At 65.2% G+C, this 25,361-nt stretch carries 20 protein-coding genes; 13 read left to right on the plus strand and 7 right to left on the minus strand.

Going from position 1 to position 25,361, the window contains the following annotated elements; genetic code table 11:
- Positions 1–118 precede the first annotated feature (118 nt).
- From JJB99_RS05805 to JJB99_RS05815, 3 genes are read left to right on the plus strand one after another with little or no spacing between them, the layout of a single operon-like run.
- Positions 119–2,200: a M3 family metallopeptidase gene (locus JJB99_RS05805; RefSeq protein WP_200497833.1), complete on the plus strand. Its 2,082-nt coding sequence runs from the start codon at positions 119–121 to the stop codon at positions 2,198–2,200.
- Positions 2,200–2,838 carry a DUF1007 family protein gene (locus JJB99_RS05810; RefSeq protein WP_200497835.1) on the plus strand — a complete coding sequence of 213 codons (639 nt, stop codon included), beginning with the start codon at positions 2,200–2,202 and terminating at the stop codon, positions 2,836–2,838. Before JJB99_RS05805 ends, JJB99_RS05810 begins: the two co-directional genes overlap by 1 nt.
- Positions 2,835–3,929, plus strand: coding sequence for a nickel/cobalt transporter (locus JJB99_RS05815; RefSeq protein ID WP_200497837.1), 1,095 nt, complete (start codon positions 2,835–2,837; stop codon positions 3,927–3,929). The genes JJB99_RS05810 and JJB99_RS05815 overlap by 4 nt, the downstream gene beginning before the upstream one ends.
- 153 nt (positions 3,930–4,082) lie before the next feature.
- On the opposite strand, the gene JJB99_RS05820 is transcribed toward JJB99_RS05815, so the two are convergent.
- Entirely contained in the window at positions 4,083–4,481 is a 399-nt protein-coding gene (locus JJB99_RS05820; RefSeq protein ID WP_200497839.1) for an MAPEG family protein, read from the minus strand.
- 83 nt (positions 4,482–4,564) lie between these two features.
- Here JJB99_RS05820 and hemH point away from each other — a divergent pair, with 83 nt between their 5' ends.
- The 5 genes from hemH to JJB99_RS05845 all read left to right on the plus strand — a co-directional run bounded on the left by hemH (position 4,565) and on the right by JJB99_RS05845 (position 8,985).
- The gene (gene hemH / locus JJB99_RS05825) at positions 4,565–5,602 is read left to right on the plus strand and encodes a ferrochelatase (protein ID WP_200497841.1); all 1,038 of its coding nucleotides are present in this window, start codon (positions 4,565–4,567) and stop codon (positions 5,600–5,602) included.
- 11 nt (positions 5,603–5,613) lie between these two features.
- Positions 5,614–6,591: an ABC transporter substrate-binding protein gene (locus JJB99_RS05830; RefSeq protein WP_200497843.1), complete on the plus strand. Its 978-nt coding sequence runs from the start codon at positions 5,614–5,616 to the stop codon at positions 6,589–6,591.
- Positions 6,592–6,674: 83 nt separating this feature from the next.
- Positions 6,675–7,301 (plus strand): 2-hydroxychromene-2-carboxylate isomerase, encoded by a 627-nt coding sequence (locus JJB99_RS05835; RefSeq protein ID WP_200497845.1) that lies wholly within the window; start codon positions 6,675–6,677, stop codon positions 7,299–7,301.
- Positions 7,302–7,523: 222 nt separating this feature from the next.
- Positions 7,524–8,516: an SPFH domain-containing protein gene (locus JJB99_RS05840; protein WP_200497847.1), complete on the plus strand. Its 993-nt coding sequence runs from the start codon at positions 7,524–7,526 to the stop codon at positions 8,514–8,516.
- A 25-nt stretch (positions 8,517–8,541) separates the two neighbouring features.
- On the plus strand, positions 8,542–8,985 hold the full coding sequence (locus JJB99_RS05845) for an NfeD family protein (RefSeq protein WP_200497849.1): 444 nt from the start codon (positions 8,542–8,544) through the stop codon (positions 8,983–8,985).
- Between the two features lie 175 nt (positions 8,986–9,160).
- On the opposite strand, the gene JJB99_RS05850 is transcribed toward JJB99_RS05845, so the two are convergent.
- Positions 9,161–9,481 carry a winged helix-turn-helix transcriptional regulator gene (locus JJB99_RS05850; protein WP_200497851.1) on the minus strand — a complete coding sequence of 107 codons (321 nt, stop codon included), beginning with the start codon at positions 9,479–9,481 and terminating at the stop codon, positions 9,161–9,163.
- 72 nt (positions 9,482–9,553) lie between these two features.
- Here JJB99_RS05850 and JJB99_RS05855 point away from each other — a divergent pair, with 72 nt between their 5' ends.
- Positions 9,554–10,168, plus strand: a complete 615-nt coding sequence (locus tag JJB99_RS05855; RefSeq protein ID WP_246775148.1) for a carboxymuconolactone decarboxylase family protein — start codon at positions 9,554–9,556, stop codon at positions 10,166–10,168.
- 91 nt (positions 10,169–10,259) lie between these two features.
- Here JJB99_RS05855 and JJB99_RS05860 read toward each other — a convergent pair whose 3' ends face one another.
- Entirely contained in the window at positions 10,260–11,273 is a 1,014-nt protein-coding gene (locus JJB99_RS05860) for a KpsF/GutQ family sugar-phosphate isomerase (protein WP_200497853.1), read from the minus strand.
- A gap of 192 nt (positions 11,274–11,465) precedes the next feature.
- On the opposite strand from JJB99_RS05860, the gene JJB99_RS05865 reads away from it, so the two are divergent.
- Entirely contained in the window at positions 11,466–13,223 is a 1,758-nt protein-coding gene (locus JJB99_RS05865) for an outer membrane beta-barrel protein (protein WP_200497855.1), read from the plus strand.
- A gap of 138 nt (positions 13,224–13,361) precedes the next feature.
- The gene (locus tag JJB99_RS05870; protein WP_246774998.1) at positions 13,362–14,732 is read left to right on the plus strand and encodes an IS30 family transposase; all 1,371 of its coding nucleotides are present in this window, start codon (positions 13,362–13,364) and stop codon (positions 14,730–14,732) included.
- 145 nt (positions 14,733–14,877) lie between these two features.
- Here the strand turns inward: JJB99_RS05870 and JJB99_RS05875 are convergent, their stop codons facing one another.
- A complete protein-coding gene (locus tag JJB99_RS05875; RefSeq protein ID WP_200497857.1) occupies positions 14,878–16,329 on the minus strand; it encodes a glutamate synthase subunit beta in 1,452 nt (483 codons plus the stop codon).
- A gap of 159 nt (positions 16,330–16,488) precedes the next feature.
- A complete protein-coding gene (gene gltB / locus JJB99_RS05880) occupies positions 16,489–21,222 on the minus strand; it encodes a glutamate synthase large subunit (RefSeq protein WP_200497859.1) in 4,734 nt (1,577 codons plus the stop codon).
- Between the two features lie 492 nt (positions 21,223–21,714).
- Between gltB and JJB99_RS05885 the strand changes: the two genes are divergently transcribed.
- A complete protein-coding gene (locus JJB99_RS05885) occupies positions 21,715–22,449 on the plus strand; it encodes a hypothetical protein (RefSeq protein WP_200497860.1) in 735 nt (244 codons plus the stop codon).
- A 234-nt stretch (positions 22,450–22,683) separates the two neighbouring features.
- On the opposite strand, the gene JJB99_RS05890 is transcribed toward JJB99_RS05885, so the two are convergent.
- Complete coding sequence (locus JJB99_RS05890; RefSeq protein ID WP_200497861.1) at positions 22,684–23,454, minus strand: alpha/beta fold hydrolase; 771 nt, start codon at positions 23,452–23,454, stop codon at positions 22,684–22,686.
- A 151-nt stretch (positions 23,455–23,605) separates the two neighbouring features.
- Positions 23,606–24,073 (minus strand): Hsp20 family protein, encoded by a 468-nt coding sequence (locus tag JJB99_RS05895; RefSeq protein WP_200497863.1) that lies wholly within the window; start codon positions 24,071–24,073, stop codon positions 23,606–23,608.
- A gap of 235 nt (positions 24,074–24,308) precedes the next feature.
- On the opposite strand from JJB99_RS05895, the gene JJB99_RS05900 reads away from it, so the two are divergent.
- Entirely contained in the window at positions 24,309–25,256 is a 948-nt protein-coding gene (locus tag JJB99_RS05900) for an alpha/beta hydrolase (RefSeq protein ID WP_200497864.1), read from the plus strand.
- Positions 25,257–25,361 lie beyond the last annotated feature (105 nt).

The raw sequence follows: 25,361 nt of genomic DNA on the forward strand, positions 1-25,361 counted from the left end.
CTTCGAGGGCCGCAATCTCCCCGAAAAGCCGGCCGGGAGCAAGGGCAAATGGCCCAAAAAAGCCCCATCGCGTGCTATAGCTGGCGGTAACAAATCAGCTCAGAAATCCGGACTTGTGATGTCAGAACCCCGCCAGACTACGGACACCGAGACCAACCCGCTGCTGAAGGCCTGGGTGACGCCGTTCGCGACCCCGCCCTTCGACGAGATCAAGCCGGAGCACTTCCTCCCCGCCTTCGAGCAGGCCTTCGCCGATCACTCCGCCGAGATCGCCGCGATCACCAATGATCCGGCCGCGCCCGACTTCGCCAACACCATCACGGCGCTGGAGCGCTCGGGCAAGCTGCTGAGCAAGGTCGCGGCGGTGTTCTACGACCTCGTCTCGGCGCATTCCAATCCGGCCATCCTGGAGATCGACAAGGAGGTTTCCTTGCGGATGGCGCGGCACTGGAATCCGATCATGATGAACGCCGTGCTGTTTGGCCGCATCGCCCATCTGCACGAGAACCGCGCCAATCTGGGTCTCAGCCCCGAGCAGCTCCGCCTGCTGGAGCGCACCTACACCCGCTTCCACCGCTCCGGCGCCGGCCTCTCCGAAGAGGCCAAGGCGCGGATGGCGGAGATCAACGAGAAGCTCGCCCAGCTCGGCACCAGCTTCAGTCATCACCTGCTCGGCGACGAGCAGGATTGGTTCATGGAGTTAGGTGAGGCCGACCGCCAGGGCCTGCCGGAGAGTTTCGTCGCCGCCGCCAAGGCTGCGGCAGAAGAGCGCGGCATGGCAGGCAAAGCCATTGTCACGCTGTCGCGCTCCTCGGTCGAGCCGTTCCTGAAGAGCTCGGCCCGGCGCGACCTCCGTGAGAAGGTCTACAAGGCTTTTACGGCGCGCGGCGACAACGGCAATGCCAACGACAACAACGCAACGATCGTCGAGATCCTGAAGCTGCGCGAAGAGAGTGCCAGGCTGTTGGGTTATCCGACCTTCGCCGCTTATCGGCTCGAGGATTCCATGGCCAAGACTCCGGAGGCTGTGCGCGGCCTTTTGGAGCGAGTCTGGAAGCCGGCGCGGGCGCGGGCGCTTGCCGACCGCGACGAGATGCAGGCGCTGATCACGGAAGAGGGCGGCAATTTCAAGCTCGCGCCCTGGGACTGGCGCTACTATGCCGAGAAGCTCCGGCTCCAGCGCGCCAATTTCGACGATGCCGCGATCAAGCCGTATCTCGCGCTCGACCACATGATCGCCGCCGCCTTCGACTGCGCCACCCGCCTGTTCGGCATCACCTTCGAGGAACGCAAGGATATCCCGGTCTGGCACCCCGACGTCCGGGTCTGGGAGGTGAAGGGCCCCGACGGCAAGCACAAGGCGCTGTTCTACGGTGACTACTATGCCCGGCCGTCGAAGCGCTCGGGCGCCTGGATGACCTCGCTGCGCGACCAGCAGAAGCTCGACGGCGAGATCGCGCCGCTCGTCATCAATGTCTGCAACTTCGCCAAGGGAGCCGATGGCGAGCCCTCGCTGCTCTCACCCGACGATGCCCGCACCCTGTTCCACGAGTTCGGCCACGGCCTCCACGGCATGCTCTCCAACGTGACCTATCCGTCCCTGTCGGGCACCTCGGTATTCACCGACTTCGTCGAGCTGCCCTCCCAGCTCTACGAGCATTGGCAGGAGCGGCCCGAGGTGCTGCAGCAGTTTGCCCGCCACTATCAAACCGGCGAACCGCTGCCGGACGAGCTGCTCCAGCGGTTCCTCGCCGCGCGAAAATTCAACCAGGGCTTTGCCACGGTCGAGTTCGTCTCTTCGGCGCTGGTCGATCTCGAATTCCACACCCAGCCGGCCGCGGCCGCGCAGGATGTCCGCGCCTTCGAGCAGAAGGAACTCGCGAAGATCGGGATGCCCGAGGAGATCTCGCTGCGCCACCGTCCCACCCAGTTCGGCCACATCTTCTCCGGCGATCATTATGCCGCCGGCTATTACAGCTACATGTGGTCCGAGGTGATGGACGCCGACGCCTTCGGCGCGTTCGAGGAGGCCGGCAACATCTTCGATCCTGATGTGGCCAAGCGTCTGCACGACGACATCTACTCGACCGGTGGATCGGTCGATCCGGAAGCCGCCTATGAAGCCTTCCGCGGACGGCCGCCGGAGCCGGATGCGCTGCTGCGCCGTCGCGGCCTGCTCGACGACGCCGAGGCGGCCTGATGGGCATGCGCAGCCTGCTGGGATGGCTGCTCGCCGCTGTCCTCACGCTCGCGGCGGGTGCGGCGCGCGCGCATCCACATGTCTGGATCACCGCGACCAGCGAACTGCTCTATGCCGCCGACGGCACCGTCACCGGCGTTCGCCACGCCTGGACGTTTGACGACATGTTCTCGGCCTATGCGGTGCAGGGGCTCGAGAGCAAGACCAAGGGGGCCTATACGCGCGAGGAGCTCGGGCCGCTGGCGCAGACCAATGTCGAGTCGCTGAAGGAGTACGCTTATTTCACCTTCGCAAAGGCAGACGGCAAGAAGGAGCGGTTCGAGGAGCCAGTCGACTACTTCCTCGACTACAAGGACACGGTGCTGACCCTGCACTTCACCTTGCCGCTGAAGAATCCGGTCAAGCCCAAGCAGCTGGTGCTCGAAGTGTTCGACCGCTCCTTCTTCATTGACTTCCAGATGGCCAAGGACAATCCGGTCAAGCTGGTCGGGGCGCCCGCCGGCTGCCAGATGAAGCTGGATCGCCCGAGTGACGGCGCCGCGACCGCGCAGAAGCTCAACGAACAGACCTTCATGAGCGGCGAGAACACCAATTTCGGCATGATGTTCGCCAACAAGATCACGGTGGATTGCCCTTGAAGCCGCAACTCTCCCCGATCGCGCGCAGGCTCCTTGCCTGTGCCGCGGTTGTCGTTGCGCTCGGGGTCGCCGATGCCGCGCTGCACGATCTGCTCGCGCAGAATCCGTTCGGGGCGCCGCGGCCGGCGCAGGCGGCCGAGCCCGAGGCCGGCGGCATCGTCGGCTGGCTGCTGGCAAAGCAGTCGGAATTCTATCGGCAAATGTCGGCGACAATTCGCGCCGCCAAATCCGACGGCTCGGCGGTGTGGACGCTGCTGTTCATCTCGTTTGCGTATGGCATCTTCCATGCCGCCGGCCCCGGCCACGGCAAGGCGGTGATCGCCTCCTATCTCGTCGCCAATCGCGAGACTGCCCGGCGCGGCATTGCGCTGTCGTTCGCCTCCGCACTGATGCAGTCGCTGGTCGCGATCATGATCGTCGGCATCTCGGCCTGGGTGCTGAATGCGACGGCCAAGACCATGTGCAGGGCGGAAGGGGCCATCGAGATCGCGAGCTATGTCCTGATCGCGCTGTTCGGCTTGCGCCTCGTCTGGGTCAAGGGCGGCACCTTCATCCGCGCGCTCCAGGCCGCCCAGCCGGTGCCGGCGATCGTGGGCGTGCCGCATCAGCACGACCACGATCATCATCACCACCATGACGCGCACGATCATCACGATCACGCTCATGCTAGTCGCGATCATGGGCATGACCACGTCCATGACGAGCATTGCGGCCACTCCCATGGCCCCACCCCGAGCGAACTCGCCGGTCCCGGCGGCTGGCGGCGCGGTTTCGCCGCGATCCTCACCGTCGGCATTCGCCCCTGCTCGGGCGCGATCCTGGTGCTGGTGTTCGCGCTGGCCCAGGGCCTGTTCTGGGCCGGCGTTGCCGCGACCTTCCTGATGGGCCTCGGCACCGCGATCACGGTCGCGGCCATCGCGGTCGTCGCCGTCTCTGCCAGGGGCATCGCGCAACGCCTCAGCGCCGGCCGCGACGGCGGCGGCGCGCTGTTCATGCGGGGCATCGAATTCGCTGCCGCCGGCCTTGTGCTGCTGTTCGGCGCGGGCCTGTTGTTCGGCTACATCGCGGCCGAACGCACGACGTGTTTTTGAGCTGAACTCTCGTGCCCCGGACGCAGCGCAGCGTCGCTTCGACCGTGCGCTGCAGAGCCGGGGCCCATCTCTCTACGTATTACAATGTAGCTTTCTGGGTCCGGGCTCTGCGGAGCAGCGCTAGGGCGCTGCACCCCGTCCGGGACACGGCACCTAAACCGGCAAAAACTGCTTCAGCGCTGGCATGAAGAAGATCGCCACATTGAGCGCAAAGCCAATGTTCCAGAGGATCGAGCGCAGCGTCGGGCGATTGCCGAGATAGGTCAGCACATAGGCGATCCGTACGATCAGGAACAGCACGGCGAGCTCGTCGATCAGGCGCTGCGGCGAATCCCGGAATTCGGCAAGCAGGACCGCGAAGGCAAAGAACGGGAAGGTCTCGATGCCGTTCTGGTGCGCGCCGAGCGCGCGGGCCCGGATCGGATCTTGGAAGAAGGCGGGATCGCGCGGATTGGCGTTGTCGAACTGGCGGATTGCCGTCAATTTGCCGCCCGCGAGCGTCAACAGATAGAGCAGCACCGCTCCGAACACGCACCATTCACCAATCGTCATGGCTTCGTCCCCCGCGTGGCGAAGCCTAGCGAAACCCGCCTCATCTTGACAAGTTCGGAGCAACGCGCGAACCCACGAGCGCCATGACGAAGTTTGTCCCCATCAAGGCCGCGAAGCCAACCGCGCAAGCCGGCGCGCGACGTGTGGGCGTGCTCCTGGTCAATCTCGGCACGCCCGATACGGCGGACGAGCGGGGCGTGCGCGTCTACCTCAAGGAATTTCTCAGTGACCCCCGGGTCATCGAGGACCAGGGCCTGATCTGGCAGCTGGTGCTCAACGGCATCATCCTGCGCAGCCGTCCGCGCACCAAGGCGCTCGACTACCGGAAGATCTGGAACAACGAGAAGAACGAGTCGCCGCTGAAGACCATCACGCGGTCGCAAGCCGACAAGCTCGCGGCCGCATTGTCTGACAGCGCGAATGCCGTGGTGGATTGGGCAATGCGCTATGGTAATCCCTCGATCAAAGCGGGAATTGATGCGCTGATCGCGAAGGGGTGCGACCGCATTCTCGCGGTCCCGCTTTATCCGCAATATTCCGCCTCGACCTCGGCGACCGTCTGCGACGAGGTGTTCCGCGTGCTCGCCGCCCTGCGCAACCAGCCGACGCTCCGGGTGACGCCGCCTTATTACGCGGACGAGGCCTATATCGAGGCGCTCGCCACCTCGATCGAGGCGCATCTGGCAACGCTGCCGTTCAAGCCCGAGCTGATCGTCGCCTCCTTCCACGGCATGCCGAAATCCTATGTCGAGAGGGGCGATCCCTATCAGAGCCACTGCATCGCCACCACCGAAGCGCTGCGCCGCCGGCTCGGCATGGATGCGACCAAGCTGCTGCTGACCTTCCAGTCGCGCTTCGGCAATGACGAGTGGCTGCAGCCCTACACCGACAAGACCATCGAGCGGCTGGCGAAAGAAGGCGTGCGCCGCATCGCGGTGGTGACGCCTGGCTTCTCCGCCGACTGCCTGGAGACGCTGGAGGAGATCGCGCAGGAGAACGCCGAAATCTTCAAGCACAATGGCGGCGAGCAGTTTTCCGCGATCCCGTGTCTCAATGACAGCGTATCGGGCATGGACGTGATCCGCACCCTCGTGCTGCGCGAGCTTCAGGGCTGGATCTGATGGTTCGCCCCATGAAACGCCGCGACTGCCTGGCGCTTCTTGGGATGATCGTCGCGCTGCCGGATTCCGTGCTGGCGCAGCAGCCGAGCGGGACGCGCCGGCTCGGCGTGCTCTCGGTGACGGCCGCGGAAGACGCGATCGGGCAGACCCGCAGCACGATCCTGGTCGAGGCGCTTGCCGCGCGTGGCTGGAAGGAGCACGACAACCTCAAGATCGACTGGCGCAGCGGGGCGGGCGATCGCGCCCGCATTGCGCGGTTCGCCGAAGAGCTGATCGTACTCAAGCCCGACGTCCTGCTCGCGGTCGGCACGCCCTCGGTGGAGGAGCTGCGCCAGCGCACCACGACGATCCCGGTCGTGTTCGCGGTCGTCACCGATCCGGTCAGCCAGGGCTTTGTCCAGAACCTCGCCCATCCCGGCGGCAACATCACCGGCTTCACTGACTACGATGGTCCCTTGGCGGGCAAATGGCTGGAGATGCTGACGCAGGTCTCGCCGAAAGTGTCCCGCGTCTTCGTCGTCTACAATCCCTCCACCGCGCCGTTCGCGCCGCTGATGCTGCGCACACTCGATGAGGCCGCGCGGACGCTGCACGTGACGGTCGAGGCAGCTCCCGTCCTCGATGCCGCCGCGATCGCAGCGCTGGCTTCGCGGAAAGACGGCGGCCTCCTGATCCTGCCGGACTTCTTCACCATGGCCAACCGCGCGCATCTGCTTGCGGCGATCACAGAAGCGCGTTTGCCGGCGGTGTTCTGGAGCCGCACTTTCGTCGACGAGGGCGGGCTGATGTCCTACAGCACCGACAGCGCCGAACAGCTGCGCCGCGCCGCCGACTATGTCGATCGCATCCTGAAGGGCGCGCGGCCTGCCGACCTGCCGGTCCAGAACCCCACCAAGTTCGAGCTTGTAGTCAATCTCAAGACCGCGAAGGCGCTTGGCGTGACGCTTCCGTCAGGCCTGCTCGCAATCGCGAACGATGTCATCGAGTAGGATGGGCGGCGGTTGGGGATCTTGAATTGTGCTAGCCTCGGGGGTGCACGGGGGCCACGCCCAGGTTTCGGAAATCATGCGCCATGACTATCAACATTGATACCTATTACGATTTCAGATCGCCCTACGCCTATTTCGCCGATTACAGGGTCCGCAACGCCGGCTTCGGCTTGGCGACCACGGTAGAATGGGTCGGCCGTCCGGTTTTTATCGACGTGATTCTCAACCTCCAGTCTGGCCGCGAGCCATGGGCGCCTTATGTCGATACGCTCATCCCTCCCAAGCGGGCCTATCTGATGGCGGACATCCGCCGGATGGCCAGGTTTTATGGGGTGCCATACAAGCCGCCGTGGAAGTGGCCCAATCGGCCAAATCAAATTCCAGCGTTGTGCATTGCATCCTTGCTGTCGGGTCGCACCGAGCAGATTTTCCGGAGCACCATCTTCGATGGTCTATGGCATGAACAGCGAGACATTTCCGATCCTGCGATCTTGAGGGAAGCCGTCGCCCGTGCCGGCGGTGATCCGGCAGTCGTGGAGCAAGCTGATGATCCCGGTGTTCGCGAGGCCTTAACGAAGCGGACAGTCGAAGCTTATACAAACGGCGTGTTCGGGACTCCTACGTTCGTCTGGAATGGCGAGATCTTCTTTGGCGCGGATCGGCTCGATGTCCTGGCGTGGAGCGTTAACAGCGGGGCCGCCGAAGGGTAGAGTTCAAAAAGGTAGTCGCGAAATCCTTAAGGTCCACCGCTAGGTCTGCGGCTGCGCGCTTTCAAGGTCGTCCCGCAAATACATAATCGTGACCATTCCCTCTCCGTACGTCTTGTGCAGAATCGCACCCGTGCCGACTTGAGTCGTGGCCGCTGAACCCTTGAGGTCGTGACCCCGACCAATGACAGCGCGGGAAAGGACCTTTCCCGTCTTGGAGGATATATGAGCGGTTTCGATATTTTCGCGATTGTTCTGGTATTGCTCGTCATCGTCACGCTGCTCGCCGGCGTCAAGACGGTGCCGCAGGGCTATGACTGGACCATCGAGCGGTTCGGCAAATACACGCAGACGCTGAGTCCCGGCCTCAACCTGATCGTGCCCTATTTCGATCGCGTCGGGCGCAAGATCAACATGATGGAGCAGGTGATCGACATTCCCGAGCAGGAGGTCATCACCAAGGACAACGCCACCGTGACGGTGGACGGCGTCGCCTTCTACCAGGTGTTCGACGCCGCGAAGGCGAGCTATGAGGTCTCCAACCTCAACCAGGCGATCACGGTCCTGACCATGACCAATATCCGCTCGGTGATGGGCTCGATGGACCTCGACCAGGTGCTGTCGCATCGCGACGAGATCAACGAGCGCCTGTTGCGCGTCGTGGACGCCGCGGTCTCGCCCTGGGGCGTCAAGGTCAACCGGATCGAGATCAAGGACATCGTGCCGCCGGCCGACCTCGTCGAGGCCATGGGCCGGCAGATGAAGGCCGAGCGCGTCAAGCGCGCCGACATTCTCGCTGCCGAGGGCCAGCGTCAGTCTGAGATCCTGCGCGCCGAAGGTGCCAAGCAGGGCCAGATCCTCCAGGCGGAAGGCCGCAAGGAAGCCGCCTTCCGCGACGCCGAGGCCCGCGAGCGCTCCGCCGAGGCCGAAGCCAAGGCGACACAGATGGTCAGCGATGCCATCGCCAAGGGCGACGTCGCGGCGCTGAACTATTTCATCGCCGACAAGTATATCAAGGCGTTCGGGCAATTGGCGGACTCGCCGAACCAGAAGGTGATCATGCTGCCGGTCGAAGCGATGAGCATGCTCGGCTCGCTCGCCGGTATCGGCGAGATCGCGAAAGCCACGTTCGGCGAGAGTGCTGCGTCGGCTGCTGCCGCCGCCCGCCGCGGCTCGGTCCCGACCGGGAGCACGCCGCCGGCCGTGCCCCCGCGGTGAGTGGGTTGATCGAGGAGGTCGTGTCATGACCGACATGTTGGTATCGCTCGGCACCTGGAATTGGCTGATCTTCGGCTTCATCCTGATGGCGCTGGAGACGATCGCGCCGGGCGTGTTCCTGTTCTGGCTCGGGCTTGCCGCGCTGCTGGTCGGCCTGATCTCGTTCGCCGTGGCAATGTCCTGGCAGATCCAGCTCGTGATGTTCGCGATCTTCGCCGCAGCCGCCGTACCGGTGTGGCGCCGGCTTGCCCGCCCGAAGCCGGACGCCAGCGCCAGCCCCTTCCTCAACAAGCGCACCGAGGCGCTGCTCGGCCGCGAGTTCACGCTGGAGAAGCCGATCATCGACGGCAGCGGCACGGTCCGCATCGGCGACACGGTGTGGCGCGTCGCCGGCCCCGATACGCCGGCAGGGACGCGGGTGAAGGTGGTGCAGGTCGAGGGCGCGAATTTAACGGTCGCCGCGGCGTAGCTGCTCTTACGCTCCCCTGGAGGGGGAGGGTCGATCGCGCGCAGCGCGAGCGGGTGGGGTGATCTCTCCACACGGGCACCGTTCGAGGCGGAGAGACTGTCACCCCACCCCGCTACGCATTTCGCTCCGCTTCATGCGTAGCGACCCTCCCCCTCCAGGGGAGGGTAAGGGGAATTCACCGCTTCCACCGCTCCGCAAACCGGTGCAGCGGCATGAAGGTCTCGGACAATTCCCGCCCCAGCGGCGTCAGCCCATAGCCGCCGCCGTCGCCCAGCTCCACGAATCCCGCCTCGCGCAGCTCGGTCAACCGCGCCTGCAGCACCGTCGGTGAAGCTTCGTCGCAGGCGGTGCGCAGCGCGCGGGAGGTGAGGGGGGCGCCGCGCAGCTCCCATAATATCCGCAAGGTCCAGCGCCGGCCGAGCAGGTCGAGCAGCGCCATGATTGGGCGCCCGGTTCGCGAGCCGCGGACGTTCCCTGATGCTGCCTTTTTCGCCATCGCTGCCCTCTTGCGTCGTGCTACAGATAATGTAGCGTATTGCTATGATAAACGTAGCAATGGAAGCAGCCGATGTCCCAGGCCACGCCGCGTATCGCCCCGCTCGAGGCGCCTTATCCCCCGGAGATCCAGCAACAATTCGACCGGATCATGCGCGGCGCGCCGCCGCTGATGCTGTTCCGGGTGATGGCGGGTCACGCCCGCGCCTGGGACAAGTTTCGTGCTGGCGGACTTCTTGACCCGGGTCCGCTCTCGCTGCGCCAGCGCGAGATCGTGATCGATCGCACCTGTGCGCTGAACCGATGCGAATATGAATGGGGTGTGCATGTCGCGATCTTCGCCGGGCCGGCGCGGCTTACTGAGGAGGACGTGAGCGCGACCGTGCAGGGCGATGCGACGTCACCCTGCTGGTCGCCCGCCGAGCAGGCGCTGGTCGCCGCGGTCGATGCGCTGCATCACCGCGCGACGCTCGACGATGCGGAATTTTCCGCGCTCTCGGCGCACTACGATGAGCCGCAGATTCTGGAGATCATGCTGCTGTGCGGCTTCTATCGCACGGTGTCGTATCTGGCGAACGGGCTGCGGCTGCCGCTGGAGGACAAGGCGGCGCGGTTTCCGCAGTCGACTCCCTCGCCCCGCTTACGGGGAGAGGGTTGGGGTGAGGGGGAGTCTCCGCGGGGGAGGTGACAGTTGGACTCGCGGAGAGTCCCCTTCACCCGGAATCCGCGCGTGCCGCGCGCATTCCGGCCTCTCCCCGCAAGCGGGGAGAGGCGACGAGCTACGCCACGCCCGCCCGCAGCAGATCGTGCAGATGCACGATGCCGACCACCTTGTCCGCCTCGGTCACCACCAGCGTCGTGATCTTGCGGGTGTTCAGCACCTCGATCATTTCGGTGGCAAGCATCGAGGGCGGCACGGTCTTCGGCTGTTTGGTCATGATGTCGTCGACCGATACGGTCAGCAGATCAGGCCGCATGTTGATGTGGCGGCGCAGATCGCCGTCGGTGATGATGCCTGCGATGCCGCCGGCATCGTCGACGATGCAGACGCAGCCCAGGCCCTTGGCCGACATCTCGACCACCGCGTCCGACATCTTGGTGCCGAGCGGCTTGACCGGGATCTCGGCGCCGGTGCGCATGTAGTCGCGGACGAACTTGAGCATCGCACCAAGCTTGCCGCCGGGATGAAAATGCGCGAACTCCAGCGCGGTGAAGCCGCGTCCCTCGAGCAGCGCGATGGCGATGGCATCGCCGATCGCGACCTGCATCATCGTCGAGGTGGTCGGCGCCAGATTGTGCGGGCAGGCCTCGCGCGCCTTCGGCAGCTCGATCACGATGTCGGCGGCCTGCCCGAGCGAGGACGCAGCGTTCGACGTCACCGCGATCATCGGGATCGCGAACCGCGCCGAATAGTTCACCAGGGTCTTCATCTCCGGCTGCTCGCCGGACCAGGACAGCGCCATGATGACGTCGTCCGCCGTGATCATGCCGAGATCGCCATGGGCGGCTTCCGCGGTGTGGACGAAGAAGGCGGGCGTGCCGGTCGAGGCCAGGGTGGCCGCGATCTTGCGCGCCATGTGCCCCGACTTGCCGAGCCCGGTGACGATGACGCGGCCCTTGGCGTTGCGGATCAGGTCGACCGCCCTGGCGAAGGTCGCGCCCAGGGGCCCGCGCAGGGCGGCCGCGAGCGCGTTGATGCCGCCGCTCTCCGTCTCCAGCGTGCGGAGCGCGGATTCGACGCTGTCAGGGATGGGGCCGGATGATGGGGTCATCAGCGGTTTCGAGCTCGGCATGATCTGGTCCAGGGAAGGGGTGGGCGTGCGCCCGTTCGCGCCTGCTTAGCACGCCCGGACGCGGCACGCGACGAGGCCGCCGGAGCCCTCAACGGGTCATTAACCATAATTGTTTTAACTCCATTAACGATGGTTCCCGCCGCCCGGTGGACGTCATCGTGAAAGTGTTTGATTTCGTTGGAGTTATTCATCGTGGGGTCGTCTCCAGGCACGAGCCGGAGCAAACGCGCGCATTTCCTGCGCGCTGCTTTGCTATGCTTCGTGCTGACCGCCCTCGGAAGCGCGCCCGCGGCCGCCCAGAGCCTCACGCCCGACCTGTTCAATCCCAACCGCGGCGGCTTTGCTGCGCCCGACACGCTGCCGACGCGCCGCACGGCGGGCATGCCGCAGGCACCCTCGGATGCGCTGCCGGCGCTGCCCGATCCCAGTGCCGATCCGCGCAAGCGCCAGCAAGCGCCTGCGACCTCCCGCGTCAGCCAAAGCCCAACCGGCCAGGTCCCGACCTACGGCCTGCCCGCCGCCAACGGCGCGAGCGGCTCCGGCTACGACTCGCTCAATCGCAAGCGCCTGCAGCCCAAGCTCTATCCCGGCCAGCCCAAGCCGAAGCGTCCGCTCGGGCCTGGCTCGCCGCCGCCGCCCGCAACGCCGGCGACGACGCTCGGCCCGCCACGCATCGCGCCGCCGCCGTCGGAGACCGCGCACAAGACGCCGCTGGCCCCAGCGATGGCCGGCAACGTACCCGGCCAGCCGCTGCGCCGCCGCCTCAAGGCCGATGACGATGCGTTCGGCGCGGTCGGCGATTATGCCGGCAGCTTCCTGATCAAGGGCGGGCTCGAGCTCTCCGCCGGCTATGACACCAATCCGGCGCGCCTCAACAAGCCGGTCGGCTCTCCGGCCTATGTCGTCGCGCCCGACCTTCTCGTGATGTCCGACTGGGAGCGCCACGCGCTGGTCGCCGACCTGCGCGGCTCGTTCTCGGGCTACACCAACACCATGCCGGCGACGATCGACGGCTTCGCCTCGCCATCGCCGGTCGAGATCGACCGTCCCGATTTCACCGGCCATGTCGATGGCCGCATCGACGTCGACCGCGATCTCAAGCTGACCTCGCAGCTGCGCCTGCGGCTCGCCACCGACAATCCGGGCAGCCCGAACGTGCAGGCCGGTCTGCAAAAATATCCCGTCTACGCCGCCTACGGCACCACCATCGGCTTCGACCAGACCTTCAACCGCTTCCAGGTCGCCGCCGGCGCCACAGTGGATCGCACCGCCTACACGGATTCAAAACTTACAGACGGCTCGATCTCCAGCAACGGCGACCGCGACTTCAACCAGTATGGCGGCGTCGGGCGCTTCTCCTACGAGCTGAAGCCCGGCCTCAAACCCTTCGTCGAGATCCAGGGCGACACCCGAATCCACGACCAGGCCGCCGATCGCAACGGCTACCTCCGCGATTCAAACGGCGGCTACGCCAAGGTCGGCTCGTCCTTCGAGTTCTCGCGCATCCTCACCGGCGAGGTCTCGGTCGGCTATTCCGCGCGCAACTATACCGACCCGCGCCTCAGCCAGCTCTCCGGCTTCCTCACCGCGGGCTCGCTGGTCTGGAATGCGAGCGGCCTCACCACGGTGAAGCTCTTCACCGACACGCAGATCGCCGAGACCACGATCGCCGGCTCCTCCGGCGTGCTGGTGCGCACCTATTCGGCCGAAGTCGACCACGACTTCCGCCGCTGGCTCACGGCCGTGGGCAAGTTCACCTACGGCACGCTCGACTACCAGGGCCAGAACCGCAACGACAAGACCTACTCGTTCGAGAGCAATCTGATCTACAAGCTCAACCGCAACATCTGGGTCAAGGGCACGCTGCGGCACGACATCCTGGATTCGAACCAGGCGGGGTCCAGCTCGCAGGCGACCGTGGTGATGCTGGGCGTGAGGCTGCAAAATTAGAGAACGGAGTGCGTCCGGGCCAATGCGGCTTAGTTGGCGGCACTCTCACCACTTGCTCCGCTGTCATGCCCCGGCTCGACCGGGGCATCCAGGGCGGATTCAACTGGTCGTCGCAACACCTCAGCAAAGGATGTTGCGATGAACAGATGCAGTCGGCGTTCTGATCAGGGTGTGCAGGCAATCCAGCGATTGTCAGGTCGGCGTCGGCAGGTTCTTCGAGAGAATCGTAAGCCGTTCTGGACTGCGATTGCTTCGGGGCGCTCGAGCGAGGATGCTGCGGTTGACGCCGGGGTATCGCCGGCGGTCGGAGTACGCTGGTTCCGGGAGGCGGGCGGCATGCCGCCAACACATTTGTCGCAGTCGTCAAGACCTCTATCAGGGCGCTACCTCTCGTTCGCCGAGCGTGAGGAGATCGCCATCTTGCACGCGCAGGGGCATGGGGTGCGAGCGATCGCTCGTCGGCTCGATCGGCCTCCATCCACGATCTCTCGTGAACTTCGGCGGAACGTGGCGCGCCGCCACGGTGCTCCAGAGTACCGAGCGACCACGGCACAATGGCACGCTGATCGGTCCGCCCGGAGACCCAAGTCGGCGAAGTTGGCAATCAATCCGGCTCTGCGGGACTATGTGCAAGACAGGCTTGCCGGTATGATCGCCAAGCCGAATGGAGAGCCCCTCGTTGGCCCGAAGGTCGTGTGGAAGGGGCGCCGGGCCGTGCATCGGCAGAACCGGCGCTGGGCGAGGGCATGGAGCCCGGAACAGATTTCTCGGCGACTTCGGCTCGACTTTCCCGAGGATGAGACGATGCGCATCAGTCACGAGGCGATCTATCAGGCACTTTACGTGCAGGGTCGAGGAGCTTTGCGCCGCGAACTGACGGCCTGCTTGCGCACCGGGCGGGCGCTGCGGATGCCAAGGGCGCGCGCCCGTAAAGGCAGGAGCTTCATTCCTTCCGAGATCATGATCAGTGAGCGCCCTGCCGAAGCGGCCGATCGAGCCGTGCCGGGACATTGGGAGGGGGACCTTATCCTCGGGCTTGGCAGCTCGGCGATCGGCACGCTGGTCGAGCGGACCACGCGCTTCACGATGTTGTTGCACCTTCCCCGGTTGGCGGGACATGGCGAAGCTCCGCGCGCGAAGAACGGGCCTGCGCTCGCAGGGCACGGGGCCGAAGCCGTGCGCGACGCAATCGCACGCACCATCATCACTTTGCCCGAAGAACTGCGTCGTTCGCTGACCTGGGATCAGGGGGCCGAAATGGCTCAGCATGATCGTCTCAAGATCGATGCGGGTATCCAAGTCTACTTCTGCGATCCGCATAGCCCTTGGCAGCGCGGCACCAACGAAAACACCAATGGGCTATTGCGGCAATACTTCCCGAAAGGCACAGACCTGAGCCTCCATAGTGTCGACGAGATCTCCGCCGTGGCAGCGGCCCTTAATGCCCGACCGAGAAAAACACTGGGCTGGAAAACGCCAGCAGAGGCGCTTGACGCGTTGCTCCCATGAGTCAAAAACAACGGCTGTTGCGACGACCAGTTGAATCCGCCCAGTACGCCGCGGCTTGTCCGCATACGTTTGGCGTCTCTGGAATACCGGATCGCCCGGTCAAGCCGGGCGATGACACCGTTTGAAAATTTGGCTGAGCGAAAAGCTATCGCGGCAGATCCGTTTTCCCCATCAAAAACGTATCGATCGATCTTGCACACAGCCGCCCCTCGCGGATCGCCCACACCACCAGCGACTGGCCGCGGCGCATGTCGCCGGCCGAGAACACGTTCGGTCGCGAGGTCTGGTAATCCAGCGTGTTGGCCTTGACGTTGCCGCGCGGGTCGAGCTCGACGGAGAGCAGCTTGAGCAGGCCCTCGTGCACGGGGTGCACGAAACCCATCGCGAGCAGGACGAGGTCGGCATCGAGAACGAACTCGGTGCCCGCAATCGGCTTGAACTTGTCGTCGACGCGGACGCAGTGCAGCTTCTTGACCTGGCCGTTCTCGCCGGAAAACTTCTGCGTCAACACGGCGTATTCGCGGATCGCGCCTTCGGCCTGGCTGGAGGACGTCCGCATCTTCAGCGGCCAGTTCGGCCAGGTCAGGCCCTTGTTCTCGCGCTCGGGCGGGGCGGGCATGATCTCGAGCTGGGTCACCGACAGCGCGCCCTGGCGCAGCGAGGTGCCGATGCAGTCACTTCCTGTGTCGCCACCGCCGATGACGACGACGTGCTTGCGGCCGGCCAAAATCTCCTGGACGCCGCCGAGCGGCTCCTCGGACACGCGGCGGTTCTGCTGCGGCAGGAAATCCATGGCGTAGTGGATGCCGGCGAGATCGCGGCCGGGGATCGGCAGGTCGCGCGGCGCTTCCGCGCCGCCGGTCAGCGCCACCGCGTCGTACTCGTTGAGCATCTCGCGCGGATCGACATTGCCATCAGTGCCGACATGGCTGTTGTAGTGGAAGGTGACGCCTTCGGCTTCCATCTGCTTGACGCGGCGGTCGATGATGCCCTTCTCCATCTTGAAGTCGGGGATGCCGTAGCGCAGCAGGCCGCCGGCCTTGGCGTACTTCTCGAATAAATGCACGTCGTGGCCGGCGCGCGCGAGCTGCTGCGCGCAGGCCATGCCGGCCGGACCCGAGCCGATCACGGCCACCTTCTTGCCGGTCTTGACAGTCGCCACTTCGGGCGTGACCCAGCCATTGTCCCAGGCGCGGTCGACGATCGCGCATTCGATGGTCTTGATGGTGACCGGGTTGTCGTCGATGTTCAGCGTGCAGGAGGCTTCACATGGTGCCGGGCAGATGCGGCCGGTGAACTCCGGAAAATTGTTGGTCGAGTGCAGGTTGCGCGAGGCTTCTTCCCAATTGCCCTGATAGACGAGGTCGTTGAAATCAGGGATCTGGTTGTTGACCGGGCAGCCCGGCGTGCCCGGCGCGACCGAGCCGGTGCCGTGGCAGTAGGGAATGCCGCAATTCATGCAGCGCGCGGCCTGGTCGCGCGTTTCCTTCTCGCTCAAGGGAACGACGAATTCGTGAAAATGCTTCACGCGCTCGGCGACCGGGGTGTACTTGCGGTCGTGCCGTTCGATTTCGAGAAAACCCGTGATCTTGCCCATTAAACCCGAAGTCCCTGCCGCTTAAATTCGTTTGTTCTCTCACCCCTCATCCTGAGGAGCAGCGCTCTTTCGCGCCGCGTCTCGAAGGATAGAGGCCCGGATGGTTGTCTCATGGTTCGAGACGGCGCCTCGCGCCTCCTCACCACGAGGCTTTGTTTCCTACGCCCCGATCGCGATTTTCGGCTCGGCGTCTGCGTTGGCGGCCATTTCGCGCAGTGCGCGCCGGTACTCGACAGGCATCACCTTGCGGAATTTGGGCAGCCAGTCCTTCCAATTGGCCAGGATGTCGGCGGCGCGCTTTGAGCCGGTCGCCTTGGCATGGCGCGTGATCAGGACGTGCAGGCGCTCGACGTCGGAAGCGAGCAGGTTCTTGAACACGTCGACCCGGCCATGCGCCTCGAGGTCACCGGCATGGTGATACGTACCGGCGTTGATCAGCTCTTCCGACAGCACCGGTTCGAGCTCGACCATGCTGAGGTTGCACAGCTTGTCGAACGAGCCTTCCTCGTCCAGCACATAGGCGATGCCGCCGGACATGCCGGCCGCGAAATTGCGTCCGGTCTTGCCGAGCACGACCACGATGCCGCCGGTCATGTACTCGCAGCAATGATCGCCCGCGCCCTCGACCACTGCGACGGCGCCCGAATTGCGCACGGCAAAGCGTTCGCCGGCGATGCCGCGAAAATAGCACTCGCCCTCGATTGCGCCGTACATCACGGTGTTGCCGACGATGATGCTTTCTTCCGGCACGATACCGGAATTCCTCGGCGGCTTGACGATGATCTTGCCGCCCGAAAGGCCCTTGCCGACATAGTCGTTGGCTTCGCCCTCGAGCTCGAAGGTGACGCCGTGGGCGAGCCAGGCGCCGAAGGCCTGGCCGGCGGTGCCCGTGAGGCCGACATGGATGGTGTCGTGCGGCAGGCCGGCATGGCCGTAGATCTTGGCGACTGCGCCCGACAGCATGGCGCCGGCAGAGCGGTTGGTGCTGTTGATCGCGGCCTCGATTCGGACCGGTGCGCCGCGGTCGAGCGCCGCTTGCGCCTTCTCGATCAGGGTGCGGTCGAGCACCGCCTCCAGGTGATGGTTCTGGCGCTCGGAGTGATAGATCTTCTGGCCCTTCTCTTCTTTCTGCTTGACGAACAGCTTCGAGAAATCGAGCCCCTTGGCCTTCCAGTGCGCGACCAGCTTGGTCTGGTCGAGCAGCTGAACCTGGCCGACCATCTCGTTGAAGGTGCGGAAGCCGAGCGAGGCCATGATCTCGCGGACTTCCTCCGCGACGAAGAAGAAATAGTTGATGACGTGCTCGGGCTGGCCGGTGAAGCGCTTGCGCAGGACGGGATCCTGCGTCGCGACGCCGACCGGGCAGGTGTTGAGATGGCACTTGCGCATCATGATGCAGCCGGCCGCAATCAGCGGCGCGGTCGCGAAGCCGAACTCGTCGGCGCCCAGCAGCGCGCCGATCACGACGTCACGGCCGGTGCGGAAGCCGCCATCGACCTGGACCACGATGCGGCTGCGCAGCCGCTCGCGCACCAGCGTCTGGTGGGTTTCGGCAAGGCCGATCTCCCAAGGGCTGCCGGCGTGCTTGATCGAGGTCAGGGGCGAAGCGCCGGTGCCGCCTTCGAAGCCCGCGATGGTGACATGGTCGGCGCGCGCCTTGGCAACGCCTGCCGCGACGGTGCCGACGCCGATCTCGGAGACGAGCTTGACCGAGACGTCGCCCGTCGGGTTGACGTTCTTGAGATCGTAGATGAGCTGCGCCAGGTCCTCGATCGAGTAGATGTCGTGATGCGGCGGCGGCGAGATCAGGCCGACGCCCGGCGTCGAGTGCCGCACCTTGGCGATGGTCGCGTCGACCTTGTGGCCGGGCAGCTGGCCGCCTTCGCCGGGCTTGGCGCCCTGCGCCATCTTGATCTGCATCATGTCGGAGTTGACGAGATACTCCGTGGTGACGCCGAAGCGGCCCGAGGCGACCTGCTTGATCGCCGAGCGCATGGAATCGCCGTTCGGCATCGGCTTGAAGCGATCGGCTTCCTCGCCGCCTTCGCCGGTGTTCGACTTGCCGCCGATCCGGTTCATGGCGATTGCGAGCGTGGTGTGCGCCTCGCGCGAGATCGAGCCGAAGCTCATCGCACCGGTGGCGAAACGCTTGACGATGTCCTTGGCCGGCTCGACCTGGTCGAGCGGTACGGGCTTGCGCTTCTCCTCCTCCGCGTTCTTGATCCGGAACAGGCCGCGCAGCGTCAGCAGGCGCTCCGACTGCTCGTTGAGGATTTTTGCGAAAGCGCGATAGCGCTCCTGCGAATTGCCGCGCGCGGCGTGCTGGAGCAGTGACACCGACTCGGCGGTCCAGGCATGGTCCTCGCCGCGGCTGCGATAGGCATATTCGCCGCCGACGTCGAGCGCGGTCTTGTAGACCTGCGCCTCGCCGAACGCGTCGGCATGGCGGCGCACGGCTTCTTCGGCGATCTCGGCAAGACCCACGCCTTCGACGCGGGTATGCGTGCCGGCAAAGAACTTTGCGACAAAGTCCGCCTTGAGGCCGACCGCGTCAAAAATCTGCGCGCCGCAATAGGACTGGTAGGTCGAGATGCCCATCTTGGACATCACCTTGAGCAGGCCCTTGCCGATCGACTTGATGTAGCGCTTGACGATCTCGTAATCGTCGAGTGAGCCGGGCAGGCGGTCCTTCATCGCGATGATGGTCTCGAACGCGAGGTAAGGATTGATCGCTTCGGCGCCGTAGCCCGCGAGGCAGGCGAAGTGATGCACTTCGCGCGGCTCGCCGGATTCGACGACGAGTCCGACCGAGGTGCGCAGGCCGGTGCGGATCAGGTGATGGTGCACGGACGCGCACGCCAGCAGTGACGGGATCGGCACGCGGTCGGTGCCGACCATGCGGTCGGACAGGATGATGATGTTGACGCCCTCGCGCACCGCGGCTTCCGCGCGCGCGCAAAGCTCGTCGAGCACCTGGTCCATGCCGGCCGCGCCGAGGCCGGCATGGAAGGTGGTGTCCAGCGTGCGCGACTTGAAGTGCGACTCGGCGACGTCGGAGATCGAGCGGATCTTTTCCAGGTCCGCGTCGGTCAGGATCGGTTGGCGCACTTCGAGACGCTTGGTCGTCGCCATGCCCTGGAGGTCGAACAGGTTCGGCCGCGGTCCGATGATCGAGACGAGGCTCATCACCAGCTCCTCGCGGATCGGGTCGATCGGCGGATTGGTGACCTGCGCAAAATTCTGCTTGAAGTAGGTGAAGAGCGGCTTGGCCCTGTCCGACAGCGCCGAGATCGGCGTGTCGTTGCCCATCGAGCCCGCGGCTTCCTCGCCGGTCGCCGCCATCGGCGTCATCAGGATGGTGATGTCTTCCTGGCTGTAGCCGAATGCCTGCTGGCGATCGAGCAGCGACAGGTTCGAGCGCACGCCGGTGGTCGCAGCCTTCGGCAGCTCTTCCAGCACGATCTGGGTGCGCTCCAGCCACTCCTTGTAGGGATGGCTCCGAGCGAGCTCGGCCTTGATCTCGTCGTCCGGGATCAGGCGGCCCTGCTCGAGGTCCACTAGCAGCATCTTGCCGGGCTGCAAGCGCCACTTGGTGATGATCTGGTCCTCGGGGATCGTCAACACGCCCATCTCGGACGCCATCACGATGCGGTCGTCCTTGGTCACGAGATAGCGCGCCGGCCGCAGGCCATTGCGGTCGAGCGTGGCGCCGATCTGGCGGCCGTCGGTGAAGGCGATCGCGGCCGGGCCGTCCCAAGGCTCCATCAGCGCGGCATGATATTCGTAGAAGGCGCGGCGCTTCTCATCCATCAAGGGATTGCCGGCCCACGCTTCCGGAATCATCATCATGACGGCGTGCGGCAGCGAGTAGCCGCCCTGCACCAGGAATTCGAGCGCATTGTCGAAGCAGGCGGTGTCGGACTGGCCTTCGTAGGAGATGGGCCAGAGCCGGTTGATGTCCTTGCCATAGAGCTCGGAGCTCACCGAGGCCTGCCGCGCCGCCATCCAGTTGGTGTTGCCGCGCAGCGTGTTGATCTCGCCGTTATGCGCGATCATGCGATAGGGATGCGCCAGCGACCATGCCGGGAAAGTGTTGGTCGAGAAGCGCTGGTGCACCAGCGCCAGCGCGCTCTCAAAATCCTTCTCGTGCAAATCGGGATAGTACTTGCCGAGCTGGTCGGCGAGGAACATGCCCTTGTAGATCACGGTCCGGCACGACATCGAGCAGGGATAATAGCCCGCGAGGCCGCGGTCGCGGCGCTGGTAGATCGCCTGCGAGATCGACTTGCGCAGGATGTAGAGCCGGCGCTCGAAATCGTCCTCGGTCTTGGCGGTGCCGTTGCGGCCGATGAACACCTGCATGCAGGCCGGTTCGGTCGGCTTCACGGTGACGCCGAGCGAGGAATTGTCGGTCGGCACGTCGCGCCAGCCGAGCAGGGTCAGGCCCTCTTCCTTGATCTGGTCGGCGATGATGCTCTTGATGACGTTGCGCCAGGCGGTGTCGCGCGGCATGAACAGCGCGCCGATGGCGTATTCGCCGGGGTTGGGCAGCGCGAAGCCGAGCTCCTTCGCCTTGCGGCTGAAGAACGCGTGCGGGATCTGCACCAGGATGCCGGCGCCGTCACCGGCGCGCGGGTCGGCGCCGACGGCGCCGCGATGCTCGAGATTGCAGAGGATGCTCAGCGCGTCCGAGACGATCTCGTGCGACTTCTTGCCCTTGATGTTGGCGATGAAGCCGACGCCGCAGGAATCCTTCTCGAGGGCAGGATCGTAGAGGCCTTCGGCAGCCGGACGGGAGTTGTGCTCCTGAATCGGGTCGGCCGGTTTCGAGGCGACCGTCGCCGACAGCTGTTCTGCCACGATGTTTGCGCGCTCGAATTGCGACCCGTTCATTGTTCCTGTCCTCTCCGTGCGGCAAGCTGCCTCACCGCCATCTTCGGCGCACCTTGGGCGTTCCGCGGCACCCGCCTCTGGGTCACCGCTCGTCCGTTAGCGAGCCGCATTTTCTTAAATTCAGGCCAAGGCGTTCTTCGTCCCCGAGAACGGCTTTGCCTGTTGCCTTATGGTGCTCGAAAGCACCGACTTTCGTTGCAATCCCTACGCCGGAACCGCAAGCAAAATTGAGACAGCTTTCCTGTCCTAACCGCCACCTTGCCAAATTTTTGTCTATCACACAAGCGCGCGAAAGTCCCGATTCCCGATATGTCAATCAATCGCTTTTCAAAAGTTGCGCAGCCGCGGTTTTGAAGCAAACGCGCCCTGATCCGGCCCAAGCGGCGCCGGAATCCCCAGTGAAGCTTCGGATCAGCCCTTCGGACGGCGCGCCATGCCGCAAGAAGCGAAAGAGCGCTGGGTCGTCCGGGGCCTGACAGGAGCGTGTCGATCATGAAGTTTTTCACAGGATGTGTGGCCGCCGCCGCGCTGGCGCTGGCTGTGACCGCGGGGCAAGCGCAGGTTCTTGCGCAAGTTCCCGCGAGCGGGGCCTATATCGCCGTCTCGGACTTCGACGGTCCATACGCCCCGCCGGAAGCCGCGCCACCACCGCCGCCGCGTTACGGCTATGGCTATGAGGAGCGTGGCCCGGCCCCGGCCCTGCTGCCGTCCACCGAAGTCTACGCGGTGCTGCGCGAAAACGGCTTCTCGCCGCTCGGCATCCCGCACCTGCGCGGCAGCGTCTACACCATCGCGGTGATCGACCGCCGCGGCGACGACGGCCGGCTCGTCATCGACGCCCGCGACGGCAGGATCATCCGCTTCATGCCGGCCGCAGACGCCTATGGCATGGCCCCCGCCGATGAGGCGCCAGCGGTCGTACCTTACCGCCCGCAAAGCGCGCTGCCGCAGCCGACCTTGGTCCGCGGCGGCCCGCCGCGTCCGCCCGCCCCGATTCCGCATGTTGCGCGCCGCACGGTCCCGATGCCCAAGGCCGCCCCGCCGCGTGCCGAGGCGCCGGTCGCCGCCGCCAAGCCGGCTGAGCCTGTGCCGCCAGCGCAGCCGGCGCAGCAGACCGCTGCCGTGCAGCCCAAGCCCGCCGAGGCCGCGCCAACCGCCGGGCAACCCAAGCCCGCCCCGACCATCCTGCCGACGCAAGAGATGCCGGCCGCGCAGGGGCTGGATTAGCCTGTGCGTTTGGCGCGAGAGCGCCAGCCAAGCTCACGCTGTCGTCCCTGCGAACGCAGGGACCCATACCGCGTGATCTGTCGGTGGGGATGAGGTGCGAGTACCGGACGACTGGTTTTCGCCAAACTGCTCCCTGGGGTTATGGGTCCCTGCGTTCGCAGGGACGACAGCGGGGAGAGAGCAGAGCAAAACAAAAAGCGCCCGACATCTCGGGCGCTTTCTCACGATCACTCCTCAGCTCCGCGGATAGCCCGCCGCTTCCAGGATCAGATTCGCCACCTGCTTCGGATGCGAGACCAGCGAAAGGTGGCCGGCGTCGAGTTCGACCGTGGTGGCGTTCATGCGCTTGGCGAGGAATCGTTCGAGATCGGGATTGATGGTGTCGTCGTTCTTCGACACGGCGTACCAGCTCGGCTTGCTGTGCCACGCCGCCTCCGTGGTGCGGCCGGCAAAGATCGAGGCGGCCGTCGGCCATTGCACGGCATAGAGCTCGTTGGCCTGCTCCGGCTTCACGCCGTTGGCGAAATATTTCAGGAACGCGTCTTCCGAGAGTTTTGTGTAGCCGTCGCGTTCGACGATGCCGGCGCGGACGGGACCGGTCGGAAACTGCTTCGACAGCGCGACGAAATCCTCGTTGGCATCAGGCGCACGTGCGGCGACGTAGACGAGGCCGGTGACCTTCGGATCGGTGCCGACCTGGCTGATCACGGTGCCGCCCCAGGAATGCGCGACCAGCACTGTCGGTCCGTCCTGCTCGGCCAGCGCGCGCTTGGTCGCCTCGACGGAGTCGGCGAGCGACGACAGCGGATTCTGCACGGCGGTGACATGCAGGCCGGCGGCCTGGAGGATCGGGATGACTTCCGACCAGCTCGAGCCGTCGGCCCATGCGCCATGCACCAGCACGACGTTCTTCGCTTTCACGGTCTGCGATGTTTGCGCATGAGCGAAGCTGAGGGGGGCCGTCAGAAGGCTCGCGGCAACGAAAAGGCTGCGCCAAAGTGACATGATCGTTCTCCGTCCTGTTTTGGGGTGCGATGTCCAGAGGACGGAGCGGGCAGCAGCCTTGTTACGGCTCCTCACTGCTCTGTGATGCAGTGCAAAACGAAAAAAACGCCCCGGGGCACCGGGGCGTTTCGCAACCTGGAAGTCGCTTGTCTCAGGCGGCTTGCGCGGCCGAGCTCTCGATCACCTGCGCCTTCGGCGCGCTGGTGTTGATCGCGATCTGGCGCGGCTTCTTGGCCTCGGGAATCTCGCGCACGAGGTCGACGTGAAGCAGGCCGTTCTCGAGCGAAGCGTCCTTCACCTGCACGAAGTCGGCAAGCTGGAAGGCGCGCTCGAAGGCACGCGCGGCGATGCCGCGGTAGAGCACTTCGGACTTGCTGTTCTCGTTGGCGACTTTCTCGCCCTTGATCGTCAGCGTGTTTTCCTTCGCGACGATCGAGAGCTCATCCTTCGAGAAGCCGGAGACCGCAACGGTGATGCGATAGGCGTTCTCGCCGGTGCGCTCGATATTGTACGGGGGATAACCGGGGCTGCCGTCCGAACCGGCCTGGTCGAGCAGGTTGAAGAGACGGTCGAAGCCGACGGTGGAACGATAAAACGGGGTGAGGTCGTACGTACGCATGGTCAAGTCCTCCATTGAGCGACTGTTGGTTAACCCGCCCGCCAATCGGGCCGGGCTCATCTCTGTGTGCAGCCTGATGTTCCGGTTCCGAAACACTGGTAGCGGCCTGCACGAAAATGATATGGGTGAGTCCAGACGGCGTTCAAGAGGGCGGCAACCGGCCCCTTTTCGGCGCTCCCGCCCCTTGATTCACAGCACTTGACCTACAGCACTTGGCGCCCACGCACTCCCGATCATGACGCTGGTCTCGATTCCGTCCAACCCCGTTCCCGAAGACGTCGTTAGCGGCACCATCAAGACGCCCGACGGCGTCGAGCTGCGCTTTGCGCGCTGGGCGCCGCCGGCGAACCGCAAGGGCACGGTTTGCGTCTTCACCGGCCGCAGCGAGCAGATTGAGAAGTATTTCGAGACCGTGCGCGACCTGCGCGACCGCGGCTTTGCGGTGGCGATGATCGACTGGCGCGGGCAGGGCCATTCCGCGCGCCGCCTGCGCGATCCGCGCAAGGGCTATGTGCGCGACTTCGCCGATTTCGAAATAGACCTGGAGGCTTTCGTGCAGCAGGTGGTGCTGCCGGACTGTCCGCCGCCGTTCTTCGCGCTCGCCCATTCCATGGGCGGCACGGTGCTGTTGCGGGTGGCGCATGCGGGCAAGCGCTGGTTCGACCGCATGGTGCTGTCGGCGCCGATGATCGACCTGCCGGGCCGCACCACCTCGTTTCCGGCGCGGGCGCTGCTGCGGACGATGCGCCTGATGGGAATGGGGGGCCGCTATGTCCCCGGCGGCAGCGACCGCATCACCGGGCTCGATCGCTTCATCAACAATCCCCTGACCAGCGATCCCGTGCGCTATGCGCGCAATGCCGCGATCCTGGAGGAGGATACGACACTCGGTCTGGCGTCGCCGACGGTGGCCTGGGCCGACAGCGCCTTTCGCGCGATGCACACCTTCAAGGGCACGAACTATCCTTCCGAGATCCGCCAGCCGATCCTGATGCTGGCGGCCTCCAACGACACCGTGGTCTCGACCGCGGCGATCGAAGAGTTCGCCTACCACTTGCGCGCCGGCTCGCATCTCGTCATCGCCGGCTCCAAGCACGAAATCCTCCAGGAGCAGGACCGCTACCGCTCGCAGTTCTGGGCCGCTTTCGACGCGTTCGTTCCGGGCACGCCACTGTTCAAGTGAGGGGCATCCGCGGAGACGGTGCGTCCCCTCGCCCCGTTCTTACGGGGCCGGGACGAACTTCGTTCGCCCTGAGAGGGTTGGGGTGAGGGGGAGTCTCCGCAAGGG

This window comes from Bradyrhizobium diazoefficiens, from assembly GCF_016616235.1.
Classification (GTDB): Bacteria; Pseudomonadota; Alphaproteobacteria; order Rhizobiales; family Xanthobacteraceae; genus Bradyrhizobium; species Bradyrhizobium diazoefficiens_H.